The 26,979-nt window shown below is 65.1% G+C and carries 24 protein-coding genes and 1 pseudogene; 12 read left to right on the forward strand and 13 right to left on the reverse strand.

All coding sequences use genetic code 11. From position 1 onward, the window contains the following. The 4 genes from odhB to H8B02_RS08370 form a co-directional block, all read left to right on the forward strand. On the forward strand, positions 1-887 hold an 887-nt coding region (odhB, locus tag H8B02_RS08355), incomplete at its 5' end, for a 2-oxoglutarate dehydrogenase complex dihydrolipoyllysine-residue succinyltransferase (protein ID WP_229165764.1). Positions 888-959: 72 nt separating this feature from the next. Then, entirely contained in the window at positions 960-1,709 is a 750-nt protein-coding gene (locus tag H8B02_RS08360) for an SDR family oxidoreductase (RefSeq protein WP_229165765.1), read from the forward strand. A gap of 81 nt (positions 1,710-1,790) precedes the next feature. Continuing rightward, complete coding sequence (lpdA, locus tag H8B02_RS08365) at positions 1,791-3,191, forward strand: dihydrolipoyl dehydrogenase (RefSeq protein ID WP_229165766.1); 1,401 nt, start codon at positions 1,791-1,793, stop codon at positions 3,189-3,191. 39 nt (positions 3,192-3,230) lie between these two features. Next, positions 3,231-3,770, forward strand: coding sequence for a hypothetical protein (locus H8B02_RS08370; RefSeq protein WP_229165767.1), 540 nt, complete (start codon positions 3,231-3,233; stop codon positions 3,768-3,770). Positions 3,771-3,914: 144 nt separating this feature from the next. On the opposite strand, the gene H8B02_RS08375 is transcribed toward H8B02_RS08370, so the two are convergent. Continuing rightward, positions 3,915-4,505 (reverse strand): DUF4337 domain-containing protein, encoded by a 591-nt coding sequence (locus H8B02_RS08375; RefSeq protein ID WP_229165768.1) that lies wholly within the window; start codon positions 4,503-4,505, stop codon positions 3,915-3,917. A 157-nt stretch (positions 4,506-4,662) separates the two neighbouring features. Further along, a complete protein-coding gene (locus H8B02_RS08380; RefSeq protein ID WP_229165769.1) occupies positions 4,663-5,634 on the reverse strand; it encodes a tyrosine recombinase XerC in 972 nt (323 codons plus the stop codon). Positions 5,635-5,774: 140 nt separating this feature from the next. On the opposite strand from H8B02_RS08380, the gene H8B02_RS08385 reads away from it, so the two are divergent. Beyond that, complete coding sequence (locus tag H8B02_RS08385) at positions 5,775-7,985, forward strand: primosomal protein N' (RefSeq protein ID WP_229165770.1); 2,211 nt, start codon at positions 5,775-5,777, stop codon at positions 7,983-7,985. A 213-nt stretch (positions 7,986-8,198) separates the two neighbouring features. Here H8B02_RS08385 and H8B02_RS08390 read toward each other — a convergent pair whose 3' ends face one another. Then, positions 8,199-8,690 carry a septal ring lytic transglycosylase RlpA family protein gene (locus H8B02_RS08390; protein WP_229165771.1) on the reverse strand — a complete coding sequence of 164 codons (492 nt, stop codon included), beginning with the start codon at positions 8,688-8,690 and terminating at the stop codon, positions 8,199-8,201. A gap of 630 nt (positions 8,691-9,320) precedes the next feature. Between H8B02_RS08390 and H8B02_RS08395 the strand changes: the two genes are divergently transcribed. The 7 genes and pseudogenes from H8B02_RS08395 to H8B02_RS08425 all read left to right on the forward strand — a co-directional run bounded on the left by H8B02_RS08395 (position 9,321) and on the right by H8B02_RS08425 (position 17,409). Next, a complete protein-coding gene (locus H8B02_RS08395) occupies positions 9,321-9,881 on the forward strand; it encodes a F0F1 ATP synthase subunit delta (RefSeq protein WP_229165772.1) in 561 nt (186 codons plus the stop codon). Further along, positions 9,881-11,410, forward strand: a complete 1,530-nt coding sequence (atpA, locus tag H8B02_RS08400) for a F0F1 ATP synthase subunit alpha (protein ID WP_092121635.1) — start codon at positions 9,881-9,883, stop codon at positions 11,408-11,410. Before H8B02_RS08395 ends, atpA begins: the two co-directional genes overlap by 1 nt. 135 nt (positions 11,411-11,545) lie before the next feature. After that, positions 11,546-12,424 carry a F0F1 ATP synthase subunit gamma gene (locus tag H8B02_RS08405; protein WP_229165773.1) on the forward strand — a complete coding sequence of 293 codons (879 nt, stop codon included), beginning with the start codon at positions 11,546-11,548 and terminating at the stop codon, positions 12,422-12,424. 26 nt (positions 12,425-12,450) lie between these two features. Further along, entirely contained in the window at positions 12,451-13,893 is a 1,443-nt protein-coding gene (atpD, locus tag H8B02_RS08410; protein ID WP_092121637.1) for a F0F1 ATP synthase subunit beta, read from the forward strand. A 116-nt stretch (positions 13,894-14,009) separates the two neighbouring features. Beyond that, entirely contained in the window at positions 14,010-14,417 is a 408-nt protein-coding gene (locus H8B02_RS08415; RefSeq protein ID WP_229165774.1) for a F0F1 ATP synthase subunit epsilon, read from the forward strand. A gap of 204 nt (positions 14,418-14,621) precedes the next feature. Then, positions 14,622-16,288 (forward strand): annotated as a pseudogene (locus H8B02_RS08420) (adenylate/guanylate cyclase domain-containing protein). A gap of 125 nt (positions 16,289-16,413) precedes the next feature. Beyond that, the gene (locus tag H8B02_RS08425) at positions 16,414-17,409 is read left to right on the forward strand and encodes a helix-turn-helix transcriptional regulator (RefSeq protein ID WP_229165775.1); all 996 of its coding nucleotides are present in this window, start codon (positions 16,414-16,416) and stop codon (positions 17,407-17,409) included. Here H8B02_RS08425 and H8B02_RS08430 read toward each other — a convergent pair. The 10 genes from H8B02_RS08430 to proB all read right to left on the reverse strand — a co-directional run bounded on the left by H8B02_RS08430 (position 17,367) and on the right by proB (position 26,973). Further along, positions 17,367-17,867 carry an RNA pyrophosphohydrolase gene (locus H8B02_RS08430; RefSeq protein ID WP_229165776.1) on the reverse strand — a complete coding sequence of 167 codons (501 nt, stop codon included), beginning with the start codon at positions 17,865-17,867 and terminating at the stop codon, positions 17,367-17,369. The two genes, H8B02_RS08425 and H8B02_RS08430, sit on opposite strands and share 43 nt — an antisense overlap. Before the next feature lie 45 nt (positions 17,868-17,912). Next, positions 17,913-18,416, reverse strand: a complete 504-nt coding sequence (locus H8B02_RS08435) for an RNA pyrophosphohydrolase (protein WP_097675902.1) — start codon at positions 18,414-18,416, stop codon at positions 17,913-17,915. An 82-nt stretch (positions 18,417-18,498) separates the two neighbouring features. Continuing rightward, on the reverse strand, positions 18,499-19,701 hold the full coding sequence (locus H8B02_RS08440; protein ID WP_229165777.1) for a divergent polysaccharide deacetylase family protein: 1,203 nt from the start codon (positions 19,699-19,701) through the stop codon (positions 18,499-18,501). A 150-nt stretch (positions 19,702-19,851) separates the two neighbouring features. Further along, positions 19,852-21,219 carry a S41 family peptidase gene (locus tag H8B02_RS08445; RefSeq protein WP_229165778.1) on the reverse strand — a complete coding sequence of 456 codons (1,368 nt, stop codon included), beginning with the start codon at positions 21,217-21,219 and terminating at the stop codon, positions 19,852-19,854. Continuing rightward, complete coding sequence (locus tag H8B02_RS08450; protein ID WP_376711622.1) at positions 21,216-22,616, reverse strand: murein hydrolase activator EnvC family protein; 1,401 nt, start codon at positions 22,614-22,616, stop codon at positions 21,216-21,218. Before H8B02_RS08450 ends, H8B02_RS08445 begins: the two co-directional genes overlap by 4 nt. Before the next feature lie 40 nt (positions 22,617-22,656). Further along, complete coding sequence (rlmH, locus tag H8B02_RS08455; protein WP_229165809.1) at positions 22,657-23,139, reverse strand: 23S rRNA (pseudouridine(1915)-N(3))-methyltransferase RlmH; 483 nt, start codon at positions 23,137-23,139, stop codon at positions 22,657-22,659. Positions 23,140-23,189: 50 nt separating this feature from the next. Continuing rightward, positions 23,190-23,558, reverse strand: a complete 369-nt coding sequence (gene rsfS / locus H8B02_RS08460; RefSeq protein WP_229165779.1) for a ribosome silencing factor — start codon at positions 23,556-23,558, stop codon at positions 23,190-23,192. 186 nt (positions 23,559-23,744) lie between these two features. Beyond that, complete coding sequence (locus tag H8B02_RS08465; RefSeq protein ID WP_176534335.1) at positions 23,745-24,368, reverse strand: nicotinate-nucleotide adenylyltransferase; 624 nt, start codon at positions 24,366-24,368, stop codon at positions 23,745-23,747. 45 nt (positions 24,369-24,413) lie between these two features. Further along, positions 24,414-25,706 carry a glutamate-5-semialdehyde dehydrogenase gene (locus tag H8B02_RS08470; protein ID WP_229165780.1) on the reverse strand — a complete coding sequence of 431 codons (1,293 nt, stop codon included), beginning with the start codon at positions 25,704-25,706 and terminating at the stop codon, positions 24,414-24,416. A gap of 124 nt (positions 25,707-25,830) precedes the next feature. Beyond that, positions 25,831-26,973 carry a glutamate 5-kinase gene (proB, locus tag H8B02_RS08475; RefSeq protein ID WP_229165781.1) on the reverse strand — a complete coding sequence of 381 codons (1,143 nt, stop codon included), beginning with the start codon at positions 26,971-26,973 and terminating at the stop codon, positions 25,831-25,833. Positions 26,974-26,979: the final 6 nt, after the last annotated feature.

Raw genomic sequence — 26,979 nt, forward strand, 5'->3', positions numbered from 1 at the left:
CCTCGGTGCGCAGGCTGTCCGCCGAAAGCGGCGTCGACGCTTCCACCGTTCCGGGCTCGGGCAAGGATGGCCGCGTGACCAAGGGCGACATGCTGGCTGCGATCGAGAAGGCCGCCTCGGCGCCGACCCCGGTCAACCAGCCGGCCGCCGCAGTGCAGGTTCGCGCGCCGTCGCCAGCTGACGACGCCGCACGCGAGGAGCGCGTGAAGATGACCCGGCTGCGCCAGACCATCGCGCGCCGCCTCAAGGACGTGCAGAACACCGCCGCGATGCTGACGACCTTCAACGAGGTCGACATGACCGAGGTGATGAAGCTGCGTGCCCTCTACAAGGACACATTCGAGAAGAAGCACGGCTCGAAGCTCGGCTTCATGGGCTTCTTCACCAAGGCGGTCGTGCAGGGGCTGAAGGACATTCCCGCCGTCAACGCCGAGATCGACGGCTCTGACCTGATCTACAAGAACTACTACCACATCGGCGTTGCGGTCGGCACCGACCGCGGCCTGGTGGTGCCCGTGGTGCGCGACTGCGACCACAAGTCGATCGCCGAGATCGAGAAGTCGATCGCCGATTACGGCCGCCGCGCCCGCGACGGCCAGCTCAAGATCGACGAGATGCAGGGCGGCACCTTCACCATCACCAATGGCGGCATCTACGGCTCGCTGATGTCGACACCGATCCTCAATGCGCCGCAGTCCGGCATCCTCGGCATGCACAAGATCCAGGAGCGGCCGATGGTGGTCGGCGGCAAGATCGAGGTTCGCCCGATGATGTATCTGGCGCTGTCCTACGATCACCGCGTCATCGACGGCAAGGAAGCGGTCACCTTCCTGGTTCGCGTCAAGGAGAGCCTGGAAGATCCGGCCCGCCTGGTGCTGGATCTCTGAGGTCATATCGCGCGCGGCGCCCGATCGGTTCGGGCGTCGCGATTCGTTGGGTGCTTACGTTTGGGGATCAATGTGACGGACAAGGTCGTTGTCATCACCGGCGGCAGCCGCGGCATCGGCCGCGCCACCGCACTTGCTGCTGCGGCGCGTGGCTACCGCATCGTGGTCGGGTATGCGTCCAACCAGGCTGCGGCCAACGAGGTCGTCGCCGCGATCGAGGCCAGGAATGGCAAGGCGATCGCGGTGAAGTGTGACGTCGGCAGCGAGCAGGACATCCTAGCGCTGTTCAAGGCGGCTGACGCGTTCGGCACGCTCGGCGCGCTCGTCAACAATGCCGGCATTGTCGGCAAGAGCGGCGTGCGCGTCGACGAGATGTCGGCCGAGCGCATCCAGCAGATGATGGCGGTCAATGTCACCGGCAGCATCTTGTGCGCGCGCGAGGCGGTGAAGCGGATGTCGACCAGGCACGGCGGCGAGGGCGGCGTCATCGTCAACCTCTCCTCGGTCGCGGCAAGGCTCGGCGCGCCCAACACCTATGTCGACTATGCCGCCTCCAAGGGCGCGATCGATTCTTTCACAATCGGACTCGGCTACGAAGTCGCGAATGAAGGCATCCGCGTCGCCGGCATCCGGCCAGGCCTGATCGACACCGATATCCATGCCGCGGGCGGCGAACCCGATCGCGCGCATCGGCTCGCCCATATGGTGCCAATGAAGCGCGTCGGCACCGCCGACGAAATCGCCAACGCCATCGTCTGGCTGATTTCGGACGAAGCCTCCTACGTCACCAGCGCGATCCTCGACGTCTCGGGCGGTCGCTAGAACACGATCAAGCGGGAAGCGGCCTTCCGATCGGATCGCGCGCGCCCAACTGCCACAGAGTTTAGCTACAGGACCTCTATCATGGCTTCTTACGATCTCGTTGTCATCGGCACCGGGCCCGGCGGATATGTCTGCGCGATCCGCGCGGCGCAACTCGGCATGAAGGTTGCCGTCGTCGAGAAGAACGCGACGCTGGGCGGCACCTGCCTCAATGTCGGCTGTATGCCGTCGAAGGCGCTGCTGCATGCCTCCGAGATGTTCGAGGAAGCCGCGCACTCCTTCGCCAAGATGGGCGTCAGCGTCCCCACGCCGAAGCTCGATCTGCCCGCGATGATGGAATTCAAGCAGCAGGGCATCGACGGCAACGTCAAGGGCGTCGAGTTCCTGATGAAGAAGAACAAGATCGACGTCCTCAAGGGCACCGGCAAGATCCTCGGTGCCGGCAAGGTCGAGGTCTCCGGCGACGGCAAGTCCGAGATCGTCGAGACCAAGAACATCGTGATCGCCACCGGCTCCGACATCGCGCGGCTGAAGGGCATCGACATCGACGAGAAGCGCATCGTGTCGTCGACCGGCGCGCTGTCGCTGGAGAAGGTGCCTTCGAGTCTTCTGATCGTCGGCGCCGGCGTGATCGGGCTCGAGCTCGGCTCGGTCTGGCATCGCCTCGGTGCAAAGGTCACCGTGGTGGAATTCCTCGACCGCATCCTGCCCGGCATGGACGGCGAGGTGGCGAAGCAATTCCAGCGCCTGCTGGAAAAGCAGGGTTTTGCCTTTAAGCTCGGCGCCAAGGTCACCTCGGTGGATGCCTCGGGCAAGACGCTGCAGGCCAAGATCGAGCCGGCCGCCGGCGGCGCTGCGGAGACCATCGAAGCCGACGTCGTGCTCGTGTGCATCGGCCGCGTGCCCTACACCGAGGGCCTCGGGCTGAAGGAAGCCGGCGTTGCGCTCGACAATCGCGGCCGCGTCGAGATCGACGCGCACTTCTCGACCAATGTGAAGGGCATCTACGCGATCGGCGACGTCGTGGCTGGGCCGATGCTGGCGCACAAGGCGGAAGACGAGGGTGTTGCCTGCGCGGAGATCATCGCGGGCCAGGCCGGCCATGTGAACTACGACGTCATTCCAGGTGTTGTGTATACCACGCCGGAAGTGTCGTCGGTCGGCAAGACCGAGGAAGATCTCAAGCAAGCCGGCGTCGCTTATACCGTCGGCAAATTCCCGTTCACCGCGAACGGCCGCTCCAAGGTCAATCAGACCACCGACGGTTTCGTGAAGGTTCTCGCAGATGCGAAGACCGATCGGGTGCTCGGCGTGCACATTGTCGGCCGGGAAGCCGGCGAAATGATCCACGAAGCCTGCGTCCTGATGGAATTCGGCGGTTCGGCCGAGGATCTGGCGCGCACCTGCCACGCACATCCGACCCGCTCCGAAGCGATCAAGGAAGCCGCGCTTGCGGTGGGCAAGCGCGCCATCCATATGTGATCGAACATCCCGCGCGCGAGCCGGGTAGAGATCATAGTGATGTTGCGCCGTCTGCTTCAGCCGTTCTGGGTCCTGCTTGCGATCATCTTCCTGATCGAGGCTTGGCTATGGGATCACGTCGAGCCGATCGTGGCCCGGGTGGTGGCGTGGATTCCGCTGCGCGCGCTCAAGCAATGGCTTGCCGAACGGGTCGATTCGCTGTCGCCGGCGATGACGCTGATCGTCTTCGTCGTGCCGCTGATCCCGCTGTTTCCGCTCAAGCTGGTCGGACTCTGGCTGTTGGCGAACCAATACTGGTTCAGCGCGGTCTCGCTGATCCTGTTCGCCAAGATCGTCGGCGTCGGCGTCACCGCTTTCCTGTTCGACGTGACGCGATCGAAACTGCTGGAGATGCCCTGGTTCGAGGCGCTCTATAATTTCGTGATGGCGCTGCGCGCCAAGGCCACCGAGCTGGTCGAGCCGGTCAAGCGGCGTATCCTCGAGATGATCAGTGGCGACGGTGACGGCTGGACCGCGCGCACGCTGCGCCTGATCGCGCGCTTCCGCAAAAGCGTTCACCAGACCAGCAAGGTTCTTTGAACAGGACTCTCAGTCCCGTCATCCTGAGGAGCGCGCCCTTGCGCGCGTCTCGAAGGATGCACGGCCCCGCCGGTGGCCGTCGATCCTTCGAGACGCCGCTACGCGGCTCCTCAGGATGACGGTCGCGCAGGGGAATCGTGCGCCTCAATGCAGATGCAGCAGATGCGGCTGGAACAGGCCGAGCAAGGTCATCACGACGCCGGCGAGCGTCACCAGGCCGGACACCCAGGCCAGCGCGGCGATGCCGGTGATGATGGTCGCGGACGCCAGCACGATGGCGATCTGGAAGGCGGCGGAGGCAAGCTCGAAGTGATGATATTTCGCGGTGGCCTCGTCGCGCTCATGCTCGGAGTGCTTGGCGCGTTCGGAGAGTTGCTCTGAACCTTCGCCGGTCTCCGGCTCCGAGCGGTAGCGTGCCGCGGTCTTCTGCCAGTCGTCGATCTGCTTCTGCAGCGCGGCCTTGGCCGCCTCGTCGGTGGTGGTCGCGAGGTTCAGCTTGCCCTGTTCGGCTGCGGTCTGCACCGCGGTGCGGCGGATGCTCTTGGCCTGGAAGAAGGCCCAGAGGTTGGAGGCTTCGACGTTCTTGCTGATCGATTCGGTCTGGGCGCCCTTGCCGAGCGTTTCGGACAGCGCCAGGCAGAGCGCGATCACGGCGATCAGGAGGGCGATCTTCTTGTTTTCGCTCGACGCATGCTCGGCATGCTCCGCGTGCTCCATACTTTCTTGTGCGCTCATGATTCCCCCTCCGGATGAGACCGCGCCACGATTGCTGAATGCGGCGCACAAGGCAAGTGCCGAGCGATTTGTGGCAGCCGTATGAATATGAACGGCGCAAGATGAACGGCGCATTGATGCCGGCCCCGCGCCGTATTTTGAACCCAGGTCCGGGTGCTCAGCCGCGCGGGTGCGCGGAGCGATAGACTTCCAGCAGGCGCTCACTGTCGATGCCGGTGTAGATCTGCGTGGTCGACAGCGATGCGTGGCCGAGCAATTCCTGGATCGCGCGCAAATCGCCGCCGCGGCTGAGCAGATGGGTGGCGAAGGAGTGCCGCAACGCATGCGGCGTCGCGCTGTCAGGCAGGCCGAGCGCGCCGCGCAGTCGCTCCATGGTGAGCTGGATGATGCGCGGGCTTAAGGGTCCACCGCGCGCACCGACGAACATCGGCCCGGTCGGGCTGAGCTGATGCGGACAGATCGCCGCATAGTCCGCGATCAATTGCAGGACGTTTTGCAGCACCGGCACCATGCGGGTCTTGTTGCCCTTGCCGGTGACGACAAGCACGTCGCCTTCGCCCGGCTTCGGCACGTCGCGCCGCTTCAGACCTAATGCCTCGGAGATACGCAGACCCGAACCATAGAGCAGCGCCATCACGGCGGCGTCACGCATCAGGATCCAGGTCTCGCGGGTTTCGCCGGCGCGCTCGTCGGCATCGGCAAAGCGTTTCGCCGCTTCCATATGGATCGGCTTCGGCAGGCTCTTCGCCACCTTGGGCGCGCGGATCGCCGAGAGCGCGCCGACTTTGCCCTTGCCTTCGCGTTCCAGGAAACGTCCGAACGAGCGCAGGCCGGCCAGCGCCCGCATCAGCGATCGCCCGCCGATTTCGTCGGCGCGGCGCATCGCCATGAAGGCGCGGACATCACTGGCCTCGAGCGCGGAAAATGCCGCAAGCGTCACGCGCGCGCCCCAGTGCCCGGCCAGGAAGGTCAGGCATTGACGCACATCGCGGGCGTAGGCCTCGAGCGTCTTCGGCGACAGCCGCCGCTCGGCGCGCAGATGCGACAGCCAGCGCGTCATCTCCTGCGTGACCGACACGTCGGCGCAGTCGAGCTCGAGCGGTGGCGTGGGCTGATCGGTCCGGGCCATGTCTTGAGCGGGCATGTTTTGAGCGGGCACGTCCTTAAGGGCTATTGGCGCTGCTAATCTCCTGATTATATCGCACTGCCTTCGTTTACCGTTCGCTAAGACCGCGCAGCGGTGCTAGCCCGGCGCAAAGCTCTGATTCAATGGACCACACCACACGCCCCAGCCCAGCCTCCGCATCGACGACCCGCGTCGTCGACGTGCTGGTGCCTGTCGCGCTGAACCAGACCTATTCCTACCGCGTGCCGCGCGGCATGGAGCTTGCGCCCGGCGACGTGATCTGTGTTCCGCTCGGGCCGCGCGAGGTCGTTGCGGTGGTGTGGGCCGAGAATGCCAAGCCGGATCCGCGGCTGCACAACCGGCTCAAGGACGTCAGCGAGAAGCTCGCTGTTCCGCCGCTCAGGGCCGAGCTGCGCCAGCTCGTCGACTGGGTCTCCACTTACACTTTGTCGGCGCGCGGCATGGTGCTGCGGATGACGCTGCGGATGGGCGAGAACCTTGGCCCGGAGCGGATGCGGCTCGGGGTCCGCCTGGTGGGCGAGCCGCCACGGCGACTGACACCGGCGCGCCGGCGGCTGATCGAGGTGCTGTCGGATGGCTTGCTGCACGGCAAGTCCGAGGCGGCGCGGGAGGCCGGCGTCAGCTCGGGCGTAGTCGACGGCCTGGTCGACGAGGGCACGCTGACGGTCGAGGCGATGCCGCCGCCCGCACCCCCACCCATTCCCGATCCGTCCTACGCGCAGCCGGATTTCTCGCGCGAGCAGCGCAGTGCGGTCGATATGATGCGGACGCTGGCGGCGAGCGGCAGCTTTCACGTCGCATTGCTCGACGGCGTCACCGGTTCCGGCAAGACCGAGGTCTATTTCGAGGCGATCGCGGAGAATATCCGCCGCGGCAAGCAGACCCTGATCCTGATGCCCGAAATCGCGCTGACCGGCCAGTTCCTCGACCGTTTCGCGCAGCGCTTCGGCGTGCGGCCGCTGGAATGGCATTCGGAGCTTACGCCGCGCACACGGGCACGAAACTGGGCCGCGATCTCCGAGGGCAAGGCGCCGGTCGTGGTCGGCGCCCGCTCCGCGCTGTTCCTGCCTTACGCCGATCTCGGTCTCATCATCGTCGATGAGGAGCACGACCAGGCCTACAAGCAGGACGAGGGCGCGCATTATCACGCGCGCGACATGGCGGTGGTCCGCGCCCATATCGCCAAGATCCCGATCGTGCTGGCGTCGGCCACGCCATCGGTGGAGAGCGAGGTCAACGCGCGCAAGGGGCGCTACCAGCGCGTGGCACTGCCGTCGCGGTTCGGCGGCCAGCACATGCCGCATATCGAGGCGATCGACATGCGCCGCGCGCCGCCGCCGCGCGGGCGCTTCATCTCGCCTGTTCTGGCCGAGCAGATTCGCCATGCGATCGAGCGCCGCGAGCAGGCGCTGTTGTTCCTCAACCGTCGCGGCTATGCGCCGCTGACGCTCTGCCGCGCCTGCGGCCACCGCTTCGCCTGCACGATTTGTGATGCATGGCTGGTCGATCACCGGTTCCGGCAGCGGCTGGTTTGCCATCACTGCGGCTTCTCGATGCCACGCCCGAACATCTGCCCGCATTGCGCGGCCGAGGAATCGCTGGCCGCCGTCGGTCCCGGCGTCGAGCGTCTGCAGGAGGAGGCAGCTCACATTTTTCCCGAGGCCCGCACCATGGTGTTGTCGAGTGATCTCATCACCTCGATCGAGACCATGCGCAGCGAGCTCAACGAGATTGCAGAGGGCCGCGTCGACATCATCATCGGTACCCAGCTGGTGGCCAAGGGACACAACTTCCCGCGGCTCAATCTGGTCGGGGTCATCGATGCCGATCTCGGCTTGAGCAACGGCGATCCGCGCGCCGCCGAGCGGACGTTCCAGTTGCTGAACCAGGTGGTCGGCCGTGCCGGCCGCGAGCAGGGCCGTGGCGTCGGCTATCTGCAGACCCATCAGCCGGAACATCCGGTCATCAAGGCCTTGATCGCGAACGATCGCGAGGCGTTCTACGCCAGCGAGATCGATATCCGTGAGCGCACTGGCTATCCGCCGTTCGGCCGGCTGGCGAGCCTGATCGTCTCCGCCGGCGACCGTCCGACAGCAGAAGGATTTGCGCGCAAGCTCGCCACGATGGCGCCGCTCGATGAGCGGATCCAGGTGCTCGGCCCCGCCGAGGCGCCGCTTGCCGTCATCAAGGGCCGCTACCGCTTCCGCCTGCTGGTGAAGTCGCTGCGCAATGTCGACCTGTCGCAATATCTGCGCGAATGGCTGGAGGCCGGTCCGAAGACCAAGGGCAATCTGAAGCTCGAGGTCGACGTCGATCCGCAGAGCTTCTTGTAATTTCCACACCTGTCATTCCGGGACGCGCCCCTTGGCGCGGGCCCGGAATCCATACTCACGATCGTGGTTATGGATTCCGGGCTCGTCGCTTCGCTCCGCCCCGGAATGACGAGAGGGGGCAAAGAAAAAGCCTGCCGTCATTCGCGACGGCAGGCCCTTTTGGCGCGAGGCAGGCCTCGCGGCCGTTACGCAACGCAACGCTTACTGAAGCGCTTACGAGACGACCTCGGCGGTGACGCGGCCGACGCCGGCACCGGTCAGGCCGATGGCGCGGGCTGCGCCGGTCGAGAGGTCGAGCACGCGGCCGCGGATGAAGGGGCCGCGATCGTTGATGGTGACGACGACGCTGCGGCCGCTATGGGTGACGCGGAGTTTGGTGCCGAACGGCAGCGAGCGGTGGGCCGCGGTCATGGCATTCTGGTTGAAGCGCTGGCCGGAAGCGGTGCGGCTGCCCGATTCATTGCCGTAGAACGAGGCCATCCCCGAGAACGCGTGGCCGCCGGACGGCTGGATCGATGCATTGGCGTCGCGCCAGGACGAACCTTCGGCGCGGGCCTGGTGATAATGGTGGTGGCGATGATGATGGTGCCTGGACTTCGCGGACGCCTCCGTCACGCTGCCCCCGACCAGGATAGTTGCGGCTACAAATGCAAGCGCCGTACGCGAGCGGGTTACATTGCCCGCCGGCTTCTTGATATTCAGCATTGATAAGACCCTCAGACAGTATTGCCACTAACGCGGCAAGTGGAACCCCCGTCCCTTCGTTGACCAAAGCCGTTTGGTTTCGCAATGAGGCACGAATTGGGCAGTAAATCCCGATTGTCTCGGGCTGAAATATCTTGTTACCGCTTTGGGCTACTCAATCGAGGTTCCGTAATCTTGGCCTTTAACTAATTTTTAACCATTAATATACTTACGAATATTGATTAATGGGCCAGCGGTAAGTTTTCAGTAAGTAATCGCCAAATGAAGCGGCGGCGCATTTCGGGTTCCTTGCGCGCTCGGCCTTAGGCCCATGCAAATTTCGCTGGAACAAATCCGCGGTGGCGCGAATCGGAGCCCGCGCGCCGAATTTCCGCGCGCCGAATTTTTCTGATTCGAGCGCCGGATGCGGTCGCCAAAAACCGCATGCGACAAGGCGGCTCGCACGATGCCGTCATGTTGCACCTGCGCGATTGCTATGTTAGCAAAGCCGCGATTTTAACGATCCCGGCACGTCCTGTGCCGGTCGAAAATCGAAGTCCCGCTTGAATTCCAAGGGCTTGGATCGCTAGGCGCTGCTTTGGTGGCGACGGTTTTTCCCTTGCGAATTTGACAGCAAAAAAGAGCGAGCTCGTGGCTGCTGAAGATCCGTCCGTTTCGGGAGTGTCCGGTCGTTACGCAACGGCCCTGTTCGAGTTGGCGCGGGACGAGCAGTCCGTCGATCAAGTCCGGGCCGACCTCGACAAATTCGAGGCCATGCTCGACGAGAGCGCCGATCTCAAGCGCCTCGTCCGCAGCCCGGTGTTTGCCGCCGACGCCCAGCTGAAGGCACTGGCCGCGGTGCTCGACAAGGCCGGCATCGCCGGCACGTCGGCAAAATTCCTCAAGGTGCTCACCGGCAATCGCCGGCTGTTTGCCGTGGCCGATGTGATCCGCGCCTATCGCGCGCTGGTGGCGAAGTTCAAGGGCGAGGCGACTGCGGAAGTCACCGTCGCCGAGCAGCTCAGTGACAAGAATCTCGACGGGCTGAAGGCCGCACTGAAATCAGTGACGGGCAAGGACGTCGCGCTCAACGTGAAGGTCGATCCCTCCATTATTGGTGGCCTGGTGGTCAAGCTCGGCAGCCGCATGGTGGATAGTTCGCTTCGCACCAAACTCAATTCGATCAAGAACGCGATGAAAGAGGCAGGCTGATGGACATCCGCGCCGCAGAAATTTCTGCGATCCTCAAGGACCAGATCAAGAATTTCGGCCAGGAAGCCGAAGTCACCGAAGTTGGCCAGGTGCTGTCGGTCGGCGACGGTATCGCTCGCGTCTACGGTCTCGACAACGTCCAGGCCGGTGAAATGGTCGAGTTCGAGAACGGCACGCGCGGCATGGCGCTCAACCTCGAAACCGACAACGTCGGTATCGTGATTTTCGGCGCCGACCGCGAGATCAAGGAAGGCCAGACCGTCAAGCGCACCCGCGCGATCGTGGACGCGCCGATCGGCAAGGGCCTGCTCGGCCGCGTCGTCGACGCACTCGGCAACCCGATCGACGGCAAGGGCCCGATCCAGGCCACCGAACGCAAGCGCGTCGACGTCAAGGCGCCCGGCATCATTCCGCGCAAGTCGGTGAACGAGCCGATGGCCACCGGCCTGAAGGCGATCGATGCGCTGATTCCGATCGGTCGCGGCCAGCGCGAGCTGATCATCGGTGACCGTCAGACCGGCAAGACCGCGATCGCGCTCGACACCATCCTGAACCAGAAGCCGCTGAACGCCCAGCCGGACGAGAACCTCAAGCTGTATTGCGTCTACGTCGCGATCGGCCAGAAGCGCTCCACCGTCGCGCAGTTCGTCAAGGTGCTCGAAGAGCAGGGCGCGCTGGAATACTCGATCATCGTCGCGGCCACCGCGTCCGATCCGGCGCCGATGCAGTACATCGCGCCGTTCACCGCCTGCACCATGGGCGAGTACTTCCGCGACAACGGCATGCACGCCGTGATCATCTATGACGACTTGTCCAAGCAGGCCGTCGCTTATCGCCAGATGTCGCTGCTGCTGCGCCGCCCGCCGGGCCGCGAGGCCTATCCGGGCGACGTGTTCTACCTGCATTCCCGCCTGCTCGAGCGCGCCGCCAAGCTCAACAAGGAGCATGGTTTGGGCTCGCTGACGGCGCTGCCGGTCATCGAAACCCAGGCCAACGACGTGTCGGCCTACATTCCGACCAACGTGATTTCGATCACCGACGGCCAGATCTTCCTGGAAACCGACCTGTTCTTCCAGGGTATCCGTCCCGCGGTGAACGTCGGTCTGTCGGTGTCGCGCGTCGGTTCGTCGGCGCAGACCAAGGCAACCAAGAAGGTCGCCGGCAAGATCAAGGGCGAGCTCGCGCAGTACCGCGAAATGGCGGCGTTCGCGCAGTTCGGCTCCGACCTCGACGCCTCGACCCAGCGCCTGCTCAACCGCGGCTCACGCCTGACCGAACTCCTGAAGCAGCCGCAGTTCTCGCCGCTGAAGATGGAAGAGCAGGTCTGCGTGATCTGGGCCGGCACCAACGGTTACCTCGATCCGCTGCCGCTCAACAAGGTGAAGGCGTTCGAGGACGGCCTGCTCTCGCTGCTGCGCGGCAAGAACGTCGAGATCCTCGACGCGATCCGCACCAGCCGCGATCTGTCCGACGACACCGCAGCCAAGCTCAAGACGGTGGTCGAGGGCTTCGCCAAGACGTTTGCGTAACAAGACGTTTGCGTAACAAGACGTTTGCGTAGGAAGACCTTCGCATAAGGGCATCGCCTGGCCGTTGGCCGGGCGATAGGAACAGAGAGGCTTGCGATCTGACCGTTGCGGTCGGATTGCCGGGGTGGACGAAGAATGGCGTCACTGAAAGACATGCGGGTCCGCATCGCCTCGACCAAGGCGACGCAGAAGATCACCAAGGCCATGCAGATGGTCGCGGCCTCGAAGCTGCGCCGCGCGCAGAACGCAGCCGAGGCGGCGCGGCCCTATGCCACCAAGATGGACGCGGTGATTTCCAACATCGCCGCCGCGACCAACGGCTCACCCGGTGCGCCGGCGCTGCTGGCCGGCACCGGCAACGACCAGGTGCACCTGCTTCTGGTCTGCACCGGCGAGCGCGGCCTGTCCGGCGCTTTCAACTCAGCCATCGTGCGTCTGGCGCGCGAGCGGGCGAACGCGCTGCTCGCGCAAGGCAAGGAAGTCAAATTCTTCTGCGTCGGCCGCAAGGGCTATGAGCAGCTGCGTCGGACGTTCGAGAAGCGGATTGTCGAGCACCTCGACCTGCGTTCGGTGCGGCAGATCGGTTTCGTCAACGCCGAGGACATCGCCAACAAGGTGCTGGCACGGTTCGAGGCCGGCGAATTCGATGTCTGCACGCTGTTCTATTCGCGCTTCCAGTCGGTGATCGCGCAGATCCCGACCGCGCAGCAGATCATCCCGCTCGAGGTGGCTACACCCGCGGCCAGCGTGGCTCCCGCGACCTCGTACGAATACGAGCCGGAAGAGGACCAGATTCTCGGCAGCCTGCTGCCGCGCAACCTCGCGGTGCAGGTCTTCCGTGCGCTGCTGGAGAACAACGCCTCGTTCTACGGCGCGCAGATGAGCGCGATGGACAGCGCGACGCGCAACGCCGGCGAGATGATCCGTAAGCAAACCCTGATTTACAACCGAACCCGTCAGGCCCAGATCACGAAGGAGCTGATCGAGATCATCTCCGGCGCTGAGGCGGTCTAAGGCAGATTTTCGAAGGAGAATAGTCCATGGCTACAGCAGCCAATCAGATCGGTCGCGTTACCCAGGTCACGGGCGCCGTGGTCGACGTGCAGTTCGAAGGCCACCTTCCGGCGATTCTAAATGCGCTCGAGACCAAGAACGGCGGCAACCGCCTGGTGCTCGAAGTCGCGCAGCATCTCGGTGAATCGACCGTCCGCACCATCGCGATGGATATCACCGAAGGTCTGGTGCGCGGCCAGGAAGTCACCGACACCGGCGAGCCGATCCGGGTGCCGGTCGGCGAAGGCACGCTCGGCCGCATCATCAACGTCATCGGCGAGCCGATCGACGAAGCCGGTCCGATCAAGTCCGAAGGCCTGCGCGCCATCCACCAGGAAGCGCCGAGCTATACCGACCAGTCGACCGAAGCGGAAATCCTCGTCACCGGCATCAAGGTCGTCGACCTTCTTGCTCCGTACGCGAAGGGCGGCAAGATCGGCCTGTTCGGCGGCGCCGGCGTCGGCAAGACCGTGCTGATTCAGGAACTGATCAACAACGTCGCGAAGGCGCACGGTGGTTACTCCGTGTTCGCCGGCGTCGGCGAGCGGACCCGTGAAGGTAACGACCTCTATCACGAGTTCATCGAATCGAAGGTCAACGCCGATCCGCACAATCCGGATCCGAGCGTCAAGTCGAAGTGCGCGCTGGTGTTCGGCCAGATGAACGAACCGCCGGGCGCCCGCGCCCGCGTCGGTCTGACCGGTCTGACGGTCGCCGAGCACTTCCGCGACCAGGGCCAGGACGTGCTGTTCTTCGTCGACAACATCTTCCGCTTCACCCAGGCGGGCTCGGAAGTGTCGGCGCTGCTCGGCCGTATTCCCTCGGCGGTGGGTTATCAGCCGACGCTCGCGACCGACATGGGCGCGCTGCAGGAGCGCATCACCACCACCCAGAAGGGCTCGATCACCTCGGTGCAGGCGATCTACGTGCCGGCCGACGACTTGACCGACCCGGCGCCCGCCACCTCGTTCGCGCATTTGGACGCCACCACGGTGCTGTCGCGCGCGATCTCGGAAAAAGGCATCTATCCGGCGGTGGACCCGCTCGACTCGACCTCGCGCATGCTGTCGGCGCTGGTCGTCGGCGAGGAGCACTACAACACCGCGCGTATGGTCCAGCAGATCCTGCAGCGCTACAAGTCGCTGCAGGACATCATCGCCATTCTCGGCATGGACGAACTGTCGGAAGAGGACAAGCTGACGGTCGCCCGCGCCCGCAAGGTCGAGCGCTTCCTGTCGCAGCCGTTCCACGTCGCCGAAGTCTTCACCGGCTCGCCGGGCAAGTTCGTCGACCTCGCCGACACCATCAAGGGCTTCCGCGATCTCTGCCAGGGCAAGTACGACCATCTGCCGGAAGCGGCGTTCTACATGGTCGGCACCATCGAAGAAGCCGTCGAGAAGGGCAAGAAGCTCGCCGCCGAAGCGGCCTAAGCTTTGGGATGTCGTCATCGCCGGACTTGATCCGGCGATCCATCGAACGAGAAGTATTTTGACTGATGGACCCGCGGGTCGAGCCCGCGGGTGACAGCGCAAAGAACGGAAAGACCATGGCCACCTTCCACTTCGATCTCGTCTCTCCCGAAAAGCTCGCCTTCTCCGGCGAGGTGGATCAGGTTGACGTCCCCGGTGTGGAGGGTGATTTCGGTGTGCTCGCCGGACACGCTCCCGTCGTCGCCACGATTCGTCCGGGTATCCTGACGATCACGACTGCGGGCAAGCGCGAGAAGGTGATCGTGCTCGGCGGCCTCGCCGAGGTGTCGGACAAGGGCCTCACCGTGCTCGCCGACGTCGCGACCGCGATTGCGGAGCTCGATCGCGCGAAGTTTGCCGAGACGATCAACGAGATGCAGGAGAAGCTCGCCGAGAAGGAGGGCTCCGAGCTCGACCACGCGATCGAGCGGCTCGACCACTTCAAGAGCATCCAGCACGAGCTCAACGCGACGGCTATGCACTGAGGCGCGATTACTGACCAGCGATCGCGCCATAGCGTCGAGTGAGCCGGCTTCTTTGTGAAATCGCTCACACCTTTCCAGTCATTGTCTGCCAGGACTTGAAGCATTCAACGCTCGCCGTATCCCGGCGGGCGTTGAATGCTTGTTGCGCCCGGAAGCGTCTGGCGGCATTCTGCCCGGCGTATTTGGGTTCCGGGGCTGGCACTCATGAAGCGCAAGATCGCAGCGATCTTTGCGGCCGATATTGCAGGCTATAGTCGATTGGTTGCCGAGGATGAGGAGGAGACGCTGCGGCGGCTCGCCTCCTATCGTCAGGTCACCGACGATTTCATTGCCAAATGCGGCGGCCGCATCTTCAACACCGCAGGCGATGCGGTGCTCGCGGAATTTCCCAGCGCCGTCGAAGCCGTGCGTTGCGCGATCGACATCCAGGAAAGCCTGCGCACGCGCAACATGGCCTATCCGCCGAGCCGGCAGATGTCGTTCCGGATCGGCATCACCATCGGCGACGTGGTCGAGCGCGACGGCGATCTGCTTGGTGATGGCGTCAATATCGCAGCAAGGCTCGAGGGCCTCGCCGAGGTCGGCGGCATCTGCGTGTCGCGCGCCGTGCACGAGCAGGTCGCCAACAAGCTGTCGGTGCAATTCGCCGATATCGGCGCGCAGGAAGTGAAGAACATCCCGACCCCCGTGCACGCCTACATGGTGGCGATGCCGCGCGAGGACGGCACCTACGCGACGCCGCAGCTCAAGAAGCCGATCAAGACCGCGGCCGCGGGCGCACCGGCCTGGATGTGGCCCGCTGCCATCACCGTGGTGCTGCTGGCCGCGATCGGTGTCGGCGGCTTCCTCTACTACACCAAGCTGGAAACGTCGGCGACGAAGCCTGCAGCCGTGGCCAGTTCTCCTCCGGCACCCACGCCCTTGGTATCAGCTTCACCGGCACCGTTGATCGCACCGTCGCCGCCGGCATCGAGCGTGCCGTCTGCGAAGCCCGCACCGCCTGTGCCGGCTGCACCGGCATCCTCGCTGCCGCCTCCGATCGCATCAGGCGACAAGCTCGCCACCGACATTGTTCCGTTCGTCAGCGACCGCACCCGCATCGCGCTCGCGACCGAGTATTTGCCGGCGGGCAACTCCAAGGCGATTGCCCTCAACATCAACGGCTTCGTCGGCTGGAGCGTGGCGCAGCCGAGCGAGGACGCGGCGAAGTCGGCGGCACTCGATCTGTGCCAGAAGCGCGCCGATAATGCAGGCTCGCCGCGCAAGTGCGAACTGTACGCGGTCGGCAATGCCATCGTGTATGCCCATGGCCAGCCTCCAGTGCCGCCCTTGCCGTGGGTCAAGCGTGATGCGCTGGTCGAGAAGCCGTACGCGACCAAGGACGTTCCGCTGCTGCGCGAGGCGGCCAGGACCCGGCTCGACAACCTGTTTGTGCCGGGGCGCAAGACGCGAACCATCGCGCTCGGTCCGGGCGGTCACCACTTCTTCAATTCGGGTATCGATTCGCTCGAGGAATCGGCGCGGCGCAATCTGCAGGCCTGCGGCGCGGTGGCGGGCGTGCCCTGCACGATCGTCGTGGTCGACGATGTCTTCGTGGTGCCGATTCCGGCCAGTTTGCGCGTGACCGGTTTCTTCAAGGCCGCGGACAGTCGGTCATCACGCCGGGCGAGCGGAGCGACGTCGCGCGGAAGCTTGCCGATGCGACGGCCGGCTGGAATGCGGTTGCGGTCGGGACGCAGGGGCGGCCGGGACTGGGATTGAAGGCGGAGAACGAGCAGAGCGCGGTCAACGCCGCGCTCGGTGACTGCGCCAGGCGCGACAGCGATTGCCATGTCATCGCGGTTGGTCCGTTCACGGTCGGCCCGAACTAGAGCATGATCCGGGAAATGTGAAGCAGCTTACAGCGGGGATCGTGCACCAATGACAAGCTGCGGCGCGATGACGAATTGGCCCAATCGCATCGTGATGCGACTTCGGATGTAACGGACAAGATGCTGTGCTGAATTTCTCCACCGATGCTCTCCGCCCGCAGGACCGTTTCGAGCACTGGTGCGACGTGCGCGGCAAAAACCTGTTCGGGGTCACGATCGAGCTCGAGCGCGACAGACGGCCCGATTTCCATGGACGCTTTTCCGCGACGCCGGTCGGCGATGCCGTGCTGGCGGAAATGTCGGCGTCGTCCTACCGCGTCAGCCGGACGTCATCCGACATCGGACGTGTTCCGAGCAACAGCCTGCATCTCGGCTGGCAGGTGCGCGGCCCGGGCCACCTGAATATCGGCCGCGATCGCATCCAATGGGTCGGCAACGGAGATATGGTGTTCGGCCATTCCAATCTTCCGTTTGCGTCGACGCCCGAACGGACCGACGGCTTTCGCTTCTTCAGCCTCAAGATTCCCGTCACCGACGAACTCGTGCTCGGTGCGCGGATCGAGGACGTGCCGCTGGTCGCGCTGGCACGTGATGCGAGCCTGACCCGGCTTGTCGGCGCCATGTTCCGCGCCATCGCGCGCGATCCGTCGCAAGCCGGGCAGTTCGCCGGCGAGGTCACGCATATGGTGCGGCTGGCGCTGCTTGCGCGCGGACGCTTGCGGCCACGCCAGGATGAGATCCGTGCCGCGCTGCATGCCGGCTACCTTCATGCCGCGCGCGAAATCCTGCTGCGCGATCTGCATCGCGCCTCGCTCACGCCGGCCGCGGTCGCCGTCGAGCTCGGCATTTCGCTCCGGCAATTGCATGCGCTGTTCGAGCCGACCGGCCTGTCATTCGCGCGAACGCTGACGGCAACAAGATTGAAGGAGGCGAGGCGGCTTCTCTCATCGATGCAGGAACGCGGCATCGATGAGATCGCGTTCTCGTGCGGCTTCGACAGCATCGCGACGTTCTATCGCGTGTTCCGCGCGACCTACGGCATGACGCCGGGTGATGCACGGCGCCTTCCGCCGCAGGATCAGCCGCCGAATTCCGCGAACCGGATCGCGACCGCGCGATAGACCTCGCGGCGGAACGGCACAACGAGATCGGCGACGCGATCGAGACGCTCCCAGCGCCATTGATCGAACTCGGCGGGTTGGCCGTTGCGCGGCGTCAATGGATCGATCTCCTCGTCGCGCCCCGTGAAGCGCAGCGCAAACCATTTCTGCCGCTGGCCGCGGAATTTGGCCAGCCGATGCGATGCCGGCCCGTCATAGTCCGGGAATTCGTAGGTCATCCAGTCGGTCTCACCGAGATAGTCGGCGTTGACCGCCCCGGTCTCTTCCCACAATTCGCGCATCACGGCCTGGCGCGGATCCTCGCCTTCGTCGATGCCGCCCTGCGGCATCTGCCATTCGAGGCCGGGCAGCACGATCTCCGGACCGTCGTCCTTTATCCGGTGGCCGATCAGCACGCGTCCGTCGCCGTTGAACAGCGCGATGCCCACATTGGGGCGATAGGGCTTATCTGATGACATCTCGACCGGTGCGCCGCGCGTTTGTCTGGCCGATCATATGGCCGTCTATTTGGCCGCCAGACCGGCGAATTCCTTCACGACGCGCTCATAGACCGGACGCTTGAACGGCACAATCAGCTCCGGCAGATTCTTCATCGGCTCCCAGCGCCAGGTGACAAACTCGGCCTTGTGACCGCCGCCGGGGTGGGCGACGTTGATCTCGTTCTCGTCGCCGGTGAAGCGCAGCGCGAACCACTTCTGCCGCTGGCCGCGATAGCGGCCCTTCCAGGCGCGGCCTGCGACGGTGCGCGGGATATCATAGATCAGCCAGTCCGAGACCTCGCCGAGCTTCTCCACCGACTTGACACTGGTCTCTTCATAGAGCTCGCGCCGTGCGGCCTGAAACGTATCCTCGCCGGGATCGACGCCGCCCTGCGGCATCTGCCAGACATGCGCGTCGTCGACATGCTCGATGCCGCCGGCGCGGCGTCCGATGAAGACCAGTCCCGCCGTATTCAGCAGCATGATGCCGACGCAGGTTCGATAGGGCAGGTCTTCATAACGTGCCATGCCGCCGCTACCTCGCACAGTTCCTGGCGCCGCCCGACCCGGCCCCCCGGCAAGGTCTTAGGTTGCACCAACAGATTGATCTCTAGCCCGATTTTGATTTCAGCATCGCCGTTGTCAATGGCACAAGCATGATGCCCTTGGAGTCCAGTGTCTTGAGCCAGGCGCCGAGCCGCTCGATCGAGACCGGCAGCGCCGAGGCGACGCCCACGGCCGTGCCGCGTTCCTTGGCGATCGTTTCCAGCTTGACCAGCGCGCGGTCGATTTCCGCCGATGTCGGCACCACGTCGATGGCGAAATCGGCCTTGGCGAACGGCAGCGATTGGCCGGCCGAGAGGCTCTGCGCGACGCTGCGAGGAGTGGAACCGTCGTCGAAAAAGCTCAGGCCGCGCTTGGCCGCCTCGCGCACGATGGGCTGCATCACGGGATCGGTCGCGACGAACCGGGCTCCCATGAAATTGGCGATCCCGGCATATCCCTGCAGGCGGCTGAGGTGCCAATAGAGACGGTCGAGGTTCTGCTCGCTGCTCAATGTGGTCAGCAGGGTCTGCGGGCCCGGATCGTTGTCGGGATAGTCGAACGGCTCCATCGGGATCTGCAGCAGGATCTCGTGGCGCTGCGTCCGGGCGCGTTCCGCGAGCTTGCCGGGGTCGGCGCCGTAGGGCGTGAAGGCCAGCGTCACGGCCGGCGGCAGCTTCATGATGGCGTTCGCGGTCTTGGCGGCGCCGACGCCGAGGCCGGCGACCACGATGGCGACCACAGGCATCCGGGCCGCCTTGGCGCGGTCGGCTTCGGCCGCATAGACCGTGAACGGCTTCAGGCCGTCGGCGACCACCGGGATCATGCCGTAGCGCGATTTTTCCAGCAGGCGCGGGTCGATCCCGGTCATCGCGACCGGCGGCGCATCGCCATCCGTCGTCTTTTCGGTCGGATCGCCGGCGCCGATCACCACGTCCTGGCGCTTGCCGCTGGAGCCGTCGATGATGGTGACGGTCTTGGAATCGCTGGCTGGGGCCGGGGCTTTGGCGGCGGATTTGACCACCGGTTCGGCCGGGGCGTGTTTATCGTCGGCGGCTGCGGGCGGGGGATTACGGAGCGTGATGCGGGCAATCGGTTCGCCGCCGAGCGGGTTGTCGTTGAACAGGGCGACGCCGGCGAAGCCGACCAGCACGAGGCCCAGCAGCACGGCGAGCGCCTGCATCGCCGTGAATGGCAAGCGGACACGGCGCGTCCTGCCCATGGTGTTCTGCCCAAGCGGCGTGCTCAGTTCGTCGGCCGCTTCTGCCATGACCCTCCCCGAATCAACAGCGCGAACGATAGCACGATGCGGTGCATTCCCGCGCGCCGGCCTCCCCGTCAAAGCACGGCTGGCGGTGGACGGCGAAAGCAGAAAGGGCGGCCCGAGGGCCGCCCTGTTCGCCTAAACCATTGGATGAGATCAGTTCGCGGCCTTGTTGCCGGGCTTGTCGACCGCGGCCTTGTCGCCGGGCGCGGCCGGTGCCGGCGTCGCGCTCGAGGTCGACTTGATGCCGTGCAGCAGGTCGTCCGCCATCTTCAGCGCCTTGTCGTCCTTGGCGTCCGGCGGGACGTAGGACTGCGAGCCGGTCTTCTCGTCGCCGTCGTTCTTCAGATGGCCGCGCAGCGAGGCCTCGCCCTTGGTGTCGGTGCGCGCCTTCAGCTCGTCCGGCACGTCCTGCAGCACCTCGATGTCGGGCACGATGCCCTTGGCCTGGATCGACTTGCCCGACGGCGTGTAGTAGCGCGCGGTGGTCAGGCGCAGCGCGCCGTTGCCAGAGCCGAGCGGGATGATGGTCTGCACCGAGCCCTTGCCGAACGAGCGGGTGCCGACCAGCGTCGCGCGCTTGTGGTCCTGCAGCGCGCCGGCGACGATTTCGGAGGCCGATGCCGAGCCGCCGTTGATCAGCACGATGACCGGCTTGCCCTTGGTCAGGTCGCCGGGGTGAGCGGCGCGGCGCTGGGTTTCCTCGGCATTGCGTCCGCGGGTCGAGACGATCTCGCCGCGCTCCAGGAAGGAGTCGGACACGGTGACGGCTTCTTCGAGCAGGCCGCCGGGGTTGTTTCTGAGATCGATGATGTAGCCCTTCAGCTTGTCGCCGATCTGGCTCTGCAGATTGGCAACCTCCTTCTTCAGGCCTTCGGTGGTCTGCTCGTTGAAGGTGGTGATGCGGATATAGGCGATGTCGTCGGCCTCGACGCGCGCACGCACCGAGCGGACGCGGATGTTGTCGCGCACCAGCGTGACGTCGATCGGATTGTCCTGGCCCTTGCGGATGATCTTGAGCTTGATCTTGGTGTTGACCGGACCGCGCATCTTCTCGACGGCCTGGTTCAGCGTCAGGCCCTGCACGGCTTCGTCGTCGAGATTGGTGATGATGTCGTTGGCCATGATGCCGGCCTTCGAGGCCGGGGTGTCGTCGATCGGCGAGACGACCTTGATCAGGCCGTCTTCCATCGTGACCTCGATGCCGAGGCCGCCGAACTCGCCGCGGGTCTGCACCTGCATGTCGCGGAAGCTCTTGGCATCCATGTAGCTCGAGTGCGGGTCGAGGCCGGACAGCATGCCCGAGATCGCGGACTCGACGAGCTTGCTGTCATCCGGCTTCTCGACATAGTCGCTGCGCACCCGTTCGAACACGTCGCCGAACAGATTGAGCTGGCGGTAGGTGTCCGACGTCGCGGCGCGCGCGCTCGATCCCATCAGCACAGCGCGGGGCTGCGTGACGAAAAGCGTCAGGGCCGCGCCGGTGGCGGCGCTAAGGAGAATTACCGAAGTCTTGCGCATCATCCGCGAACCTTTTCGCCTTCATTTGCGGCCCACCATGGACCTGGATCGATTGGAGTGCCGTCTTTCCGGAACTCGACATACAGCACTGGCTGGCTCGCATTGGTCGCGAGAATGGATGCAACCTGGGACGTCGACCCCATGGTCGCAACCGGCTCCCCCGTTAGCACAAACTGGCCGATGTTTACCGAAATACGCTCCATCCCGGCGATCAGGACATGATACCCGCCCCCGGCATTGAGGATCAAGAGTTGTCCGTAGCTGCGGAAAGGACCAGCGTAAACAACCCAGCCGTCACACGGGGTTGTGACCTGCGCGCCCGGTTTGGCGGCCAAAGAAATGCCCTTTTGTACACCCCCCGCGCCGTCGGAACCGCCAAATTCGCGAATCTTGGTGCCATTCACGGGATAGGAGAACAGGCCTTTGGCCGAGGCGAAGGCGACCGCCGGGCTCATGCGGGCCGGGTCCTTGAGCGCCCCCAGATTGGGCTTGCCGTTAACGGTCGCCGGGGCCCCCTGGAGGCTGGCCGTGGCGGCGGCCTTGGCCGCGCTCTTGAGATCCTGCTCCATCTTGGCGATCAGGCTCTGCAGATCGGCGGACTGCTTCGACAGCGCGATGGCGCGGGCGCCTTCGGCCTCCATGTCCTTTTCGGCCGCGCTTTGCTGGCGCTGCCGTTCGTCGACAAGTGCGGCGAGGCGGGTCTGGTCTTCCCTGAGTTTGTCGCGGTCGCCCGCCAGCGCATCGCGCTCGGTCGAGATGGTCTTGCGCAGCGCGACCAGTTCGCCGAGATCGGCCGCAAGCTTCTCGGCGCGGACGCGCAATTCCGGCACCACCGCGCCGAGCAGCATCGCGGTGCGCAGCGATTGCAGCGCGTCCTCGGGCCGCACCAGCAGCGCCGGCGGCGTGCGCCGCCCGGCGCGCTGCAACGCGGCCAGCACCTCGATCACTTCGGAGCGGCGTGAATCGAGCGAGCCGCGGATTTCGCGCTCGCGGCCGTCGAGCGGCTGCAAGCGTGCCTCGGCGTCGGCGATCCGCGTCTCGACGCCGCGCACCTGGCCGGCAATGTCGATCAGCTGCTGATTGAGCTTGCTGCGGTCCTGGCCGATCGTGGCGATGTCGGACTTCAGCTTCTCCTGCAACTCGGTCGCCTTGCGCTGCTGTTCGCGTGCGGCCTCGAGCTCCTGCTCGCGCTGCTTGATGGCGTCGGGCGACGTCTCCGCTGTCGCGGCCTGCTGTGCCGGCGGGGCGGACTGTTCCGCGGGTGGTGTCGCCTGCGCATGCGCCGCGGTCAGCAGATACGCGGCGAGCATAGCGATCGACAGAGGCAGGGATGCCGGCAACCAGCGGCGGAGCGCGGTGCCGCGATGCGAATCCGAAGCTGTGTCCCGCTTGTGTTGCATTCGCGTGCGTTCAGCGCTTTCGACTGTCCGTCACCGCGCCTCAGGCGCGATGGTAGGGGTGGCCGGCCAAAATGGTCGCGGCCCGATAAATCTGTTCCAGAAGCATGACGCGGACCATTTGGTGCGGCCAGGTCGCGGAGCCGAATGCAATACGCAACGAAGCCTTGCGCTGCAATTCAGGCGAAAGTCCGTCCGCGCCGCCGATCACGAAGACAGTATGCGCTGCCCCCTCGTCGCGCCAGCGGCCGAGCTGCTGCGCAAAGCTTGCGCTGTCGATGCTCTTGCCGCGTTCGTCGAGCGCGACCAGCATGTGCTTTTCCGGTAGCAGCGCCGCGATCGCCGCGGCCTCCTCGGCGATGCGCGCGGGCGTATCGCGCGCGCGGCTCTCCGCAATCTCATGGATGTCGAGGCCGCGAAAGCCGAGCTTGCGGCCGATATCTTCGAAGCGCTCGCGGTAACGCTCGGCGAGCTCCCGTTCAGGGCCCTGTTTCAGACGGCCGATGCAGATCACGACGAGACGCATCAACGCAGACTAGCTGCGCTGCAGCCGATTCGCATCGGCTTCGATACGCCTTAGACCGCCGCGACCGCCGGGTTCCGAGTCCACAACCGCTCGAGGTTGTAGAACTCGCGCACCTCAGGCCTGAACACGTGCACGATCACCTCGCCGGAATCGATCAGCACCCAGTCGCAATTGGGCAAGCCCTCGACATGGATGTTCTTGACCCCGTTTTCCTTGAGGCTCTTCGTCACATTTTCCGCGATCGCGCCAACGTGCCGGTTAACCCGGCCGGTGGTGACGATCATGTAATCGGAATATGCGGATTTGCCGCGAAGGTCGATGGTGACCGTCTCTTCCGCTTTCATGTCGTCGAGGCGGGAGAGGATCAGGCTCAGCGTCTTGTTGGCATCCGGTTTGTCGGCATCCGGTTGCGCCTGCAAGGCCGCGGTTTTCGTCGATGTTTTACGCGCAGTCTTGGGAACCTTGGGTAAAACAGACTTGGACAATACAGATGTGGCCAGGGACCATTCCTTTCACTGTATCGCGGGTGCCGAATCCTCGGCCCCACGCACCATATTACGCATGTGGGGTTAATGGTTTCAATATTCCAGTAACCCTTTTGCGCCTCACGCCGTTCTCCAGCTCCCGTCCGGGTTCCGCAGTCCGGTCGAAGACAAATTGGATTTCATTCCTGTCAGGAACACCCAGGCCGGCGCCTGCTGATCGGCCAGCCGTGTCGCCTGATTTTCAGGCAAGCGATAGCGCATGAGCGCCTGCGCCGCCGGTGCGGCAAGGGCGCGGAAACTCTGGGGCGGACGGTCGATCACGGCAATCGGCACATCGGACGCGATGCGCCGCCAATCTTTCCAGCGATGAAATTGCGCGAGATTGTCAGCGCCCATGATCCAGACGAAGTGCACGCCGGAGACACGGCGGCGCAAGTGGATGATCGTGTCGACAGTGTAGCGGACACCGATGACAGCTTCGAGACAAGAGATGTCGATGCGCGGATCGTCGGCAACGCGACGCGCGGCCGCAGCGCGCTCGTTGAGCGCATGCAGGCCGTCATGGTTCTTCAGCGGATTGCCCGGCGTCAGCAGCCACCACACGCGGTCGAGCTGCAAACGCTTGAGCGCAAACTGGCTGATGGCGCGATGCGCGGCGTGCGGCGGATTGAACGAGCCACCGAGCAGCCCGATGCGCATGCCGTTGGTATAGAACGGAAGCGCCTGGGCTGGGGATAACGGCACGGTGGAAGCTTGTTGCAATGGTTTACCGTGCGCGTGCGACAATGATCACGGCCGTGTCTGCCCGGTGCCGTGGACGCGGTACTTGAAGCTCGTCAGCTGCTCGGCGCCGACCGGCCCGCGGGCGTGGAATTTGCCGGTGGCAATTCCGATCTCGGCGCCGAAGCCGAACTCGCCGCCGTCGGCGAACTGGGTCGAGGCGTTGTGCAGCACGATCGCCGAATCGACTTCGTTGAGAAATCTCTGCGCGGCGGTGGCATCCTCCGTCACGATCGCATCGGTGTGATGCGAGCCGTGATCTTGAATATGCGCGATCGCTTCATCGAGACTGCCGACGATCTTCGCCGAGATGATCGCATCCTCATATTCGGTGTTCCAGTCCTCGTCGGACGCGGGCTTCACCCTGGCATCGGCGCCTTGCACGATGTCGTCGCCGCGTACCTCGCAACCGGCATCGATCAACAACTCGACCAGCGGTTTCAGCTTCGTTGCGGCAGCGTTGCGATCGATCAGCAGGGTCTCGACGGCGCCGCAGACACCGGGACGGCGCATCTTGGCGTTCAGCACGACCTCCTTGGCCATGTCGAGCCTGGCGCTGGCATCGACATAGATGTGGTTGACGCCTTCCAGATGCGCGAACACCGGAACGCGCGCCTCCGCCTCGACGCGCGCGACCAGGCTCTTGCCGCCGCGCGGCACGATCACGTCGATGCCGCCGTTCAATCCCGTCAGCATCAGGCCGACGGCCGTGCGGTCACGGGTCGGCACCAAGGTGATCGCGGCCTCGGGCAGACCGGCTTCACGCAGGCCCTGCACCAGGCAATCATGGATCGCGCGGCAGGATCGGAAGCTGTCGGAGCCACCGCGCAGGATCACGGCGTTACCGGACTTCAGGCACAGCACGCCGGCGTCGGCGGCGACGTTGGGGCGGCTTTCGAAGATCACGCCGATCACGCCGAGCGGCACGCGGACGCGCTCGATGGTCATGCCGTTCGGCCGCTGCCAGCGTTCGGTGACGGCGCCGACCGGATCGACAATCTCGCGCACGGTCGCCACGCCATCGGCCATGCCGGCGACGCGCGCCTGCGTCAGTGTCAGGCGGTCGACGAAGGCAGCGGTCATGCCGGCAGCGCGCGCCTCCGCGACATCCTCGGCATTGGCGGCGAGAATGGCCTCGGCATGCTCGCGGATCGCGCGTTCGATTGCGGCGAGCGCCCGATTCTTCTGCTCCGGCGGCGCCAGCGCCAGCACGCGCGCGGCGGCGCGCGCCTTGGCGGCGAGGTCGGTCATCAGGGCGGCGAGATCGGCGTTGCCGTCGATCGCCTTCAGGGGCGCGCTCATGGAAGTCCCAGTCTTGGATTAAGGCCATGTTCTAGCATGGCAATTGAGGGGTGGCGAGGCGCGGAACCGGCATGGCAGGTGGGCGGCCGCGCCCCGAGCCGTCGGCCGGGTAGGCTATCTGGGCCTACTTGGCCGGGATCGCCCCGGCCGGGCCGATCACGAGGTCGTCGCGGTGGATCATCTCGGAGCGGCCGCTGATGCCCAGAATGGCCATCACGTCGGGCGAGGAGCGGCCCTTGATCTTCTCGGCATTCTCGGCGTCGTAGGCGACCAGGCCGCGGCCGATCTCATGGGTGTCGGGGCCGCGCACCACCACAGCGTCGCCGCGGGCGAACTGGCCGTCGACCCTGACGACGCCGGCCGGCAGCAGGCTCTTGCCGGCGCGCAGCGCCGCCACCGCGCCGGCATCGATGGTCAGCGTGCCCTTCGGCTCGAGCGAGCCCGCGATCCAGCGCTTTCGCGCGGTGACGGGATTGGCCGGGGTCAGAAACCAGGTGCAACGGCCGCCATCGGCGATCGCCTGCAAGGGATGCTCGATCTTGCCGGAGGCGATCAGCATGTGCGTGCCGGCGGTGGTCGCGATTTTCGCGGCCTCGATCTTGGTGGTCATGCCGCCGCGCGACAGTTCGGAGCCGGCCGAGCCGGCCATCCCCTCGATCTCCGAGGTGATGCTTTCGACCACCGGGATTAGCTTTGCGTCAGGATCGACCGCGGGCGGCGCGGTGTAGAGGCCGTCGATATCGGAGAGCAAGATCAACAGATCCGCGCTCGCCATGGTGGCGACGCGGGCGGCGAGGCGATCATTGTCGCCATAGCGGATCTCGGTGGTGGCGACCGTGTCGTTCTCGTTGATGACGGGCACCGCGCGCCATTCCAGCAGCTTGGCGATGGTCGAGCGCGCATTGAGATAGCGGCGGCGCTCCTCGGTATCCTGCAACGTCACGAGGATCTGCCCGGCGCCGATGCCGTGATGGCCGAGCACCTCCGACCAGATCCGCGCCAGCGCGATCTGGCCGACCGCGGCGGCAGCCTGGCTCTCCTCGAGCTTCAGTGGACCGCGCGGCAGCTTCAGGCGGCTGCGGCCGAGGGCGATCGAGCCCGACGACACCACCATGACCTCGCAGCCTCGCTTGTGCAGCTTCGCGATATCGTCGACCAGCGCGGCGAGCCAGGATGCGCGGACTTCTCCGGCCTGCGAGTCGACCAGCAGCGACGAGCCGACCTTGACGACGATGCGGCGAAAGTTCTTGAGCGCGGGGCGTTTCATGGGTTT

Source organism: Bradyrhizobium altum (assembly GCF_020889705.1).
In the GTDB taxonomy this organism is placed as follows: Bacteria; Pseudomonadota; Alphaproteobacteria; order Rhizobiales; family Xanthobacteraceae; genus Bradyrhizobium; species Bradyrhizobium altum.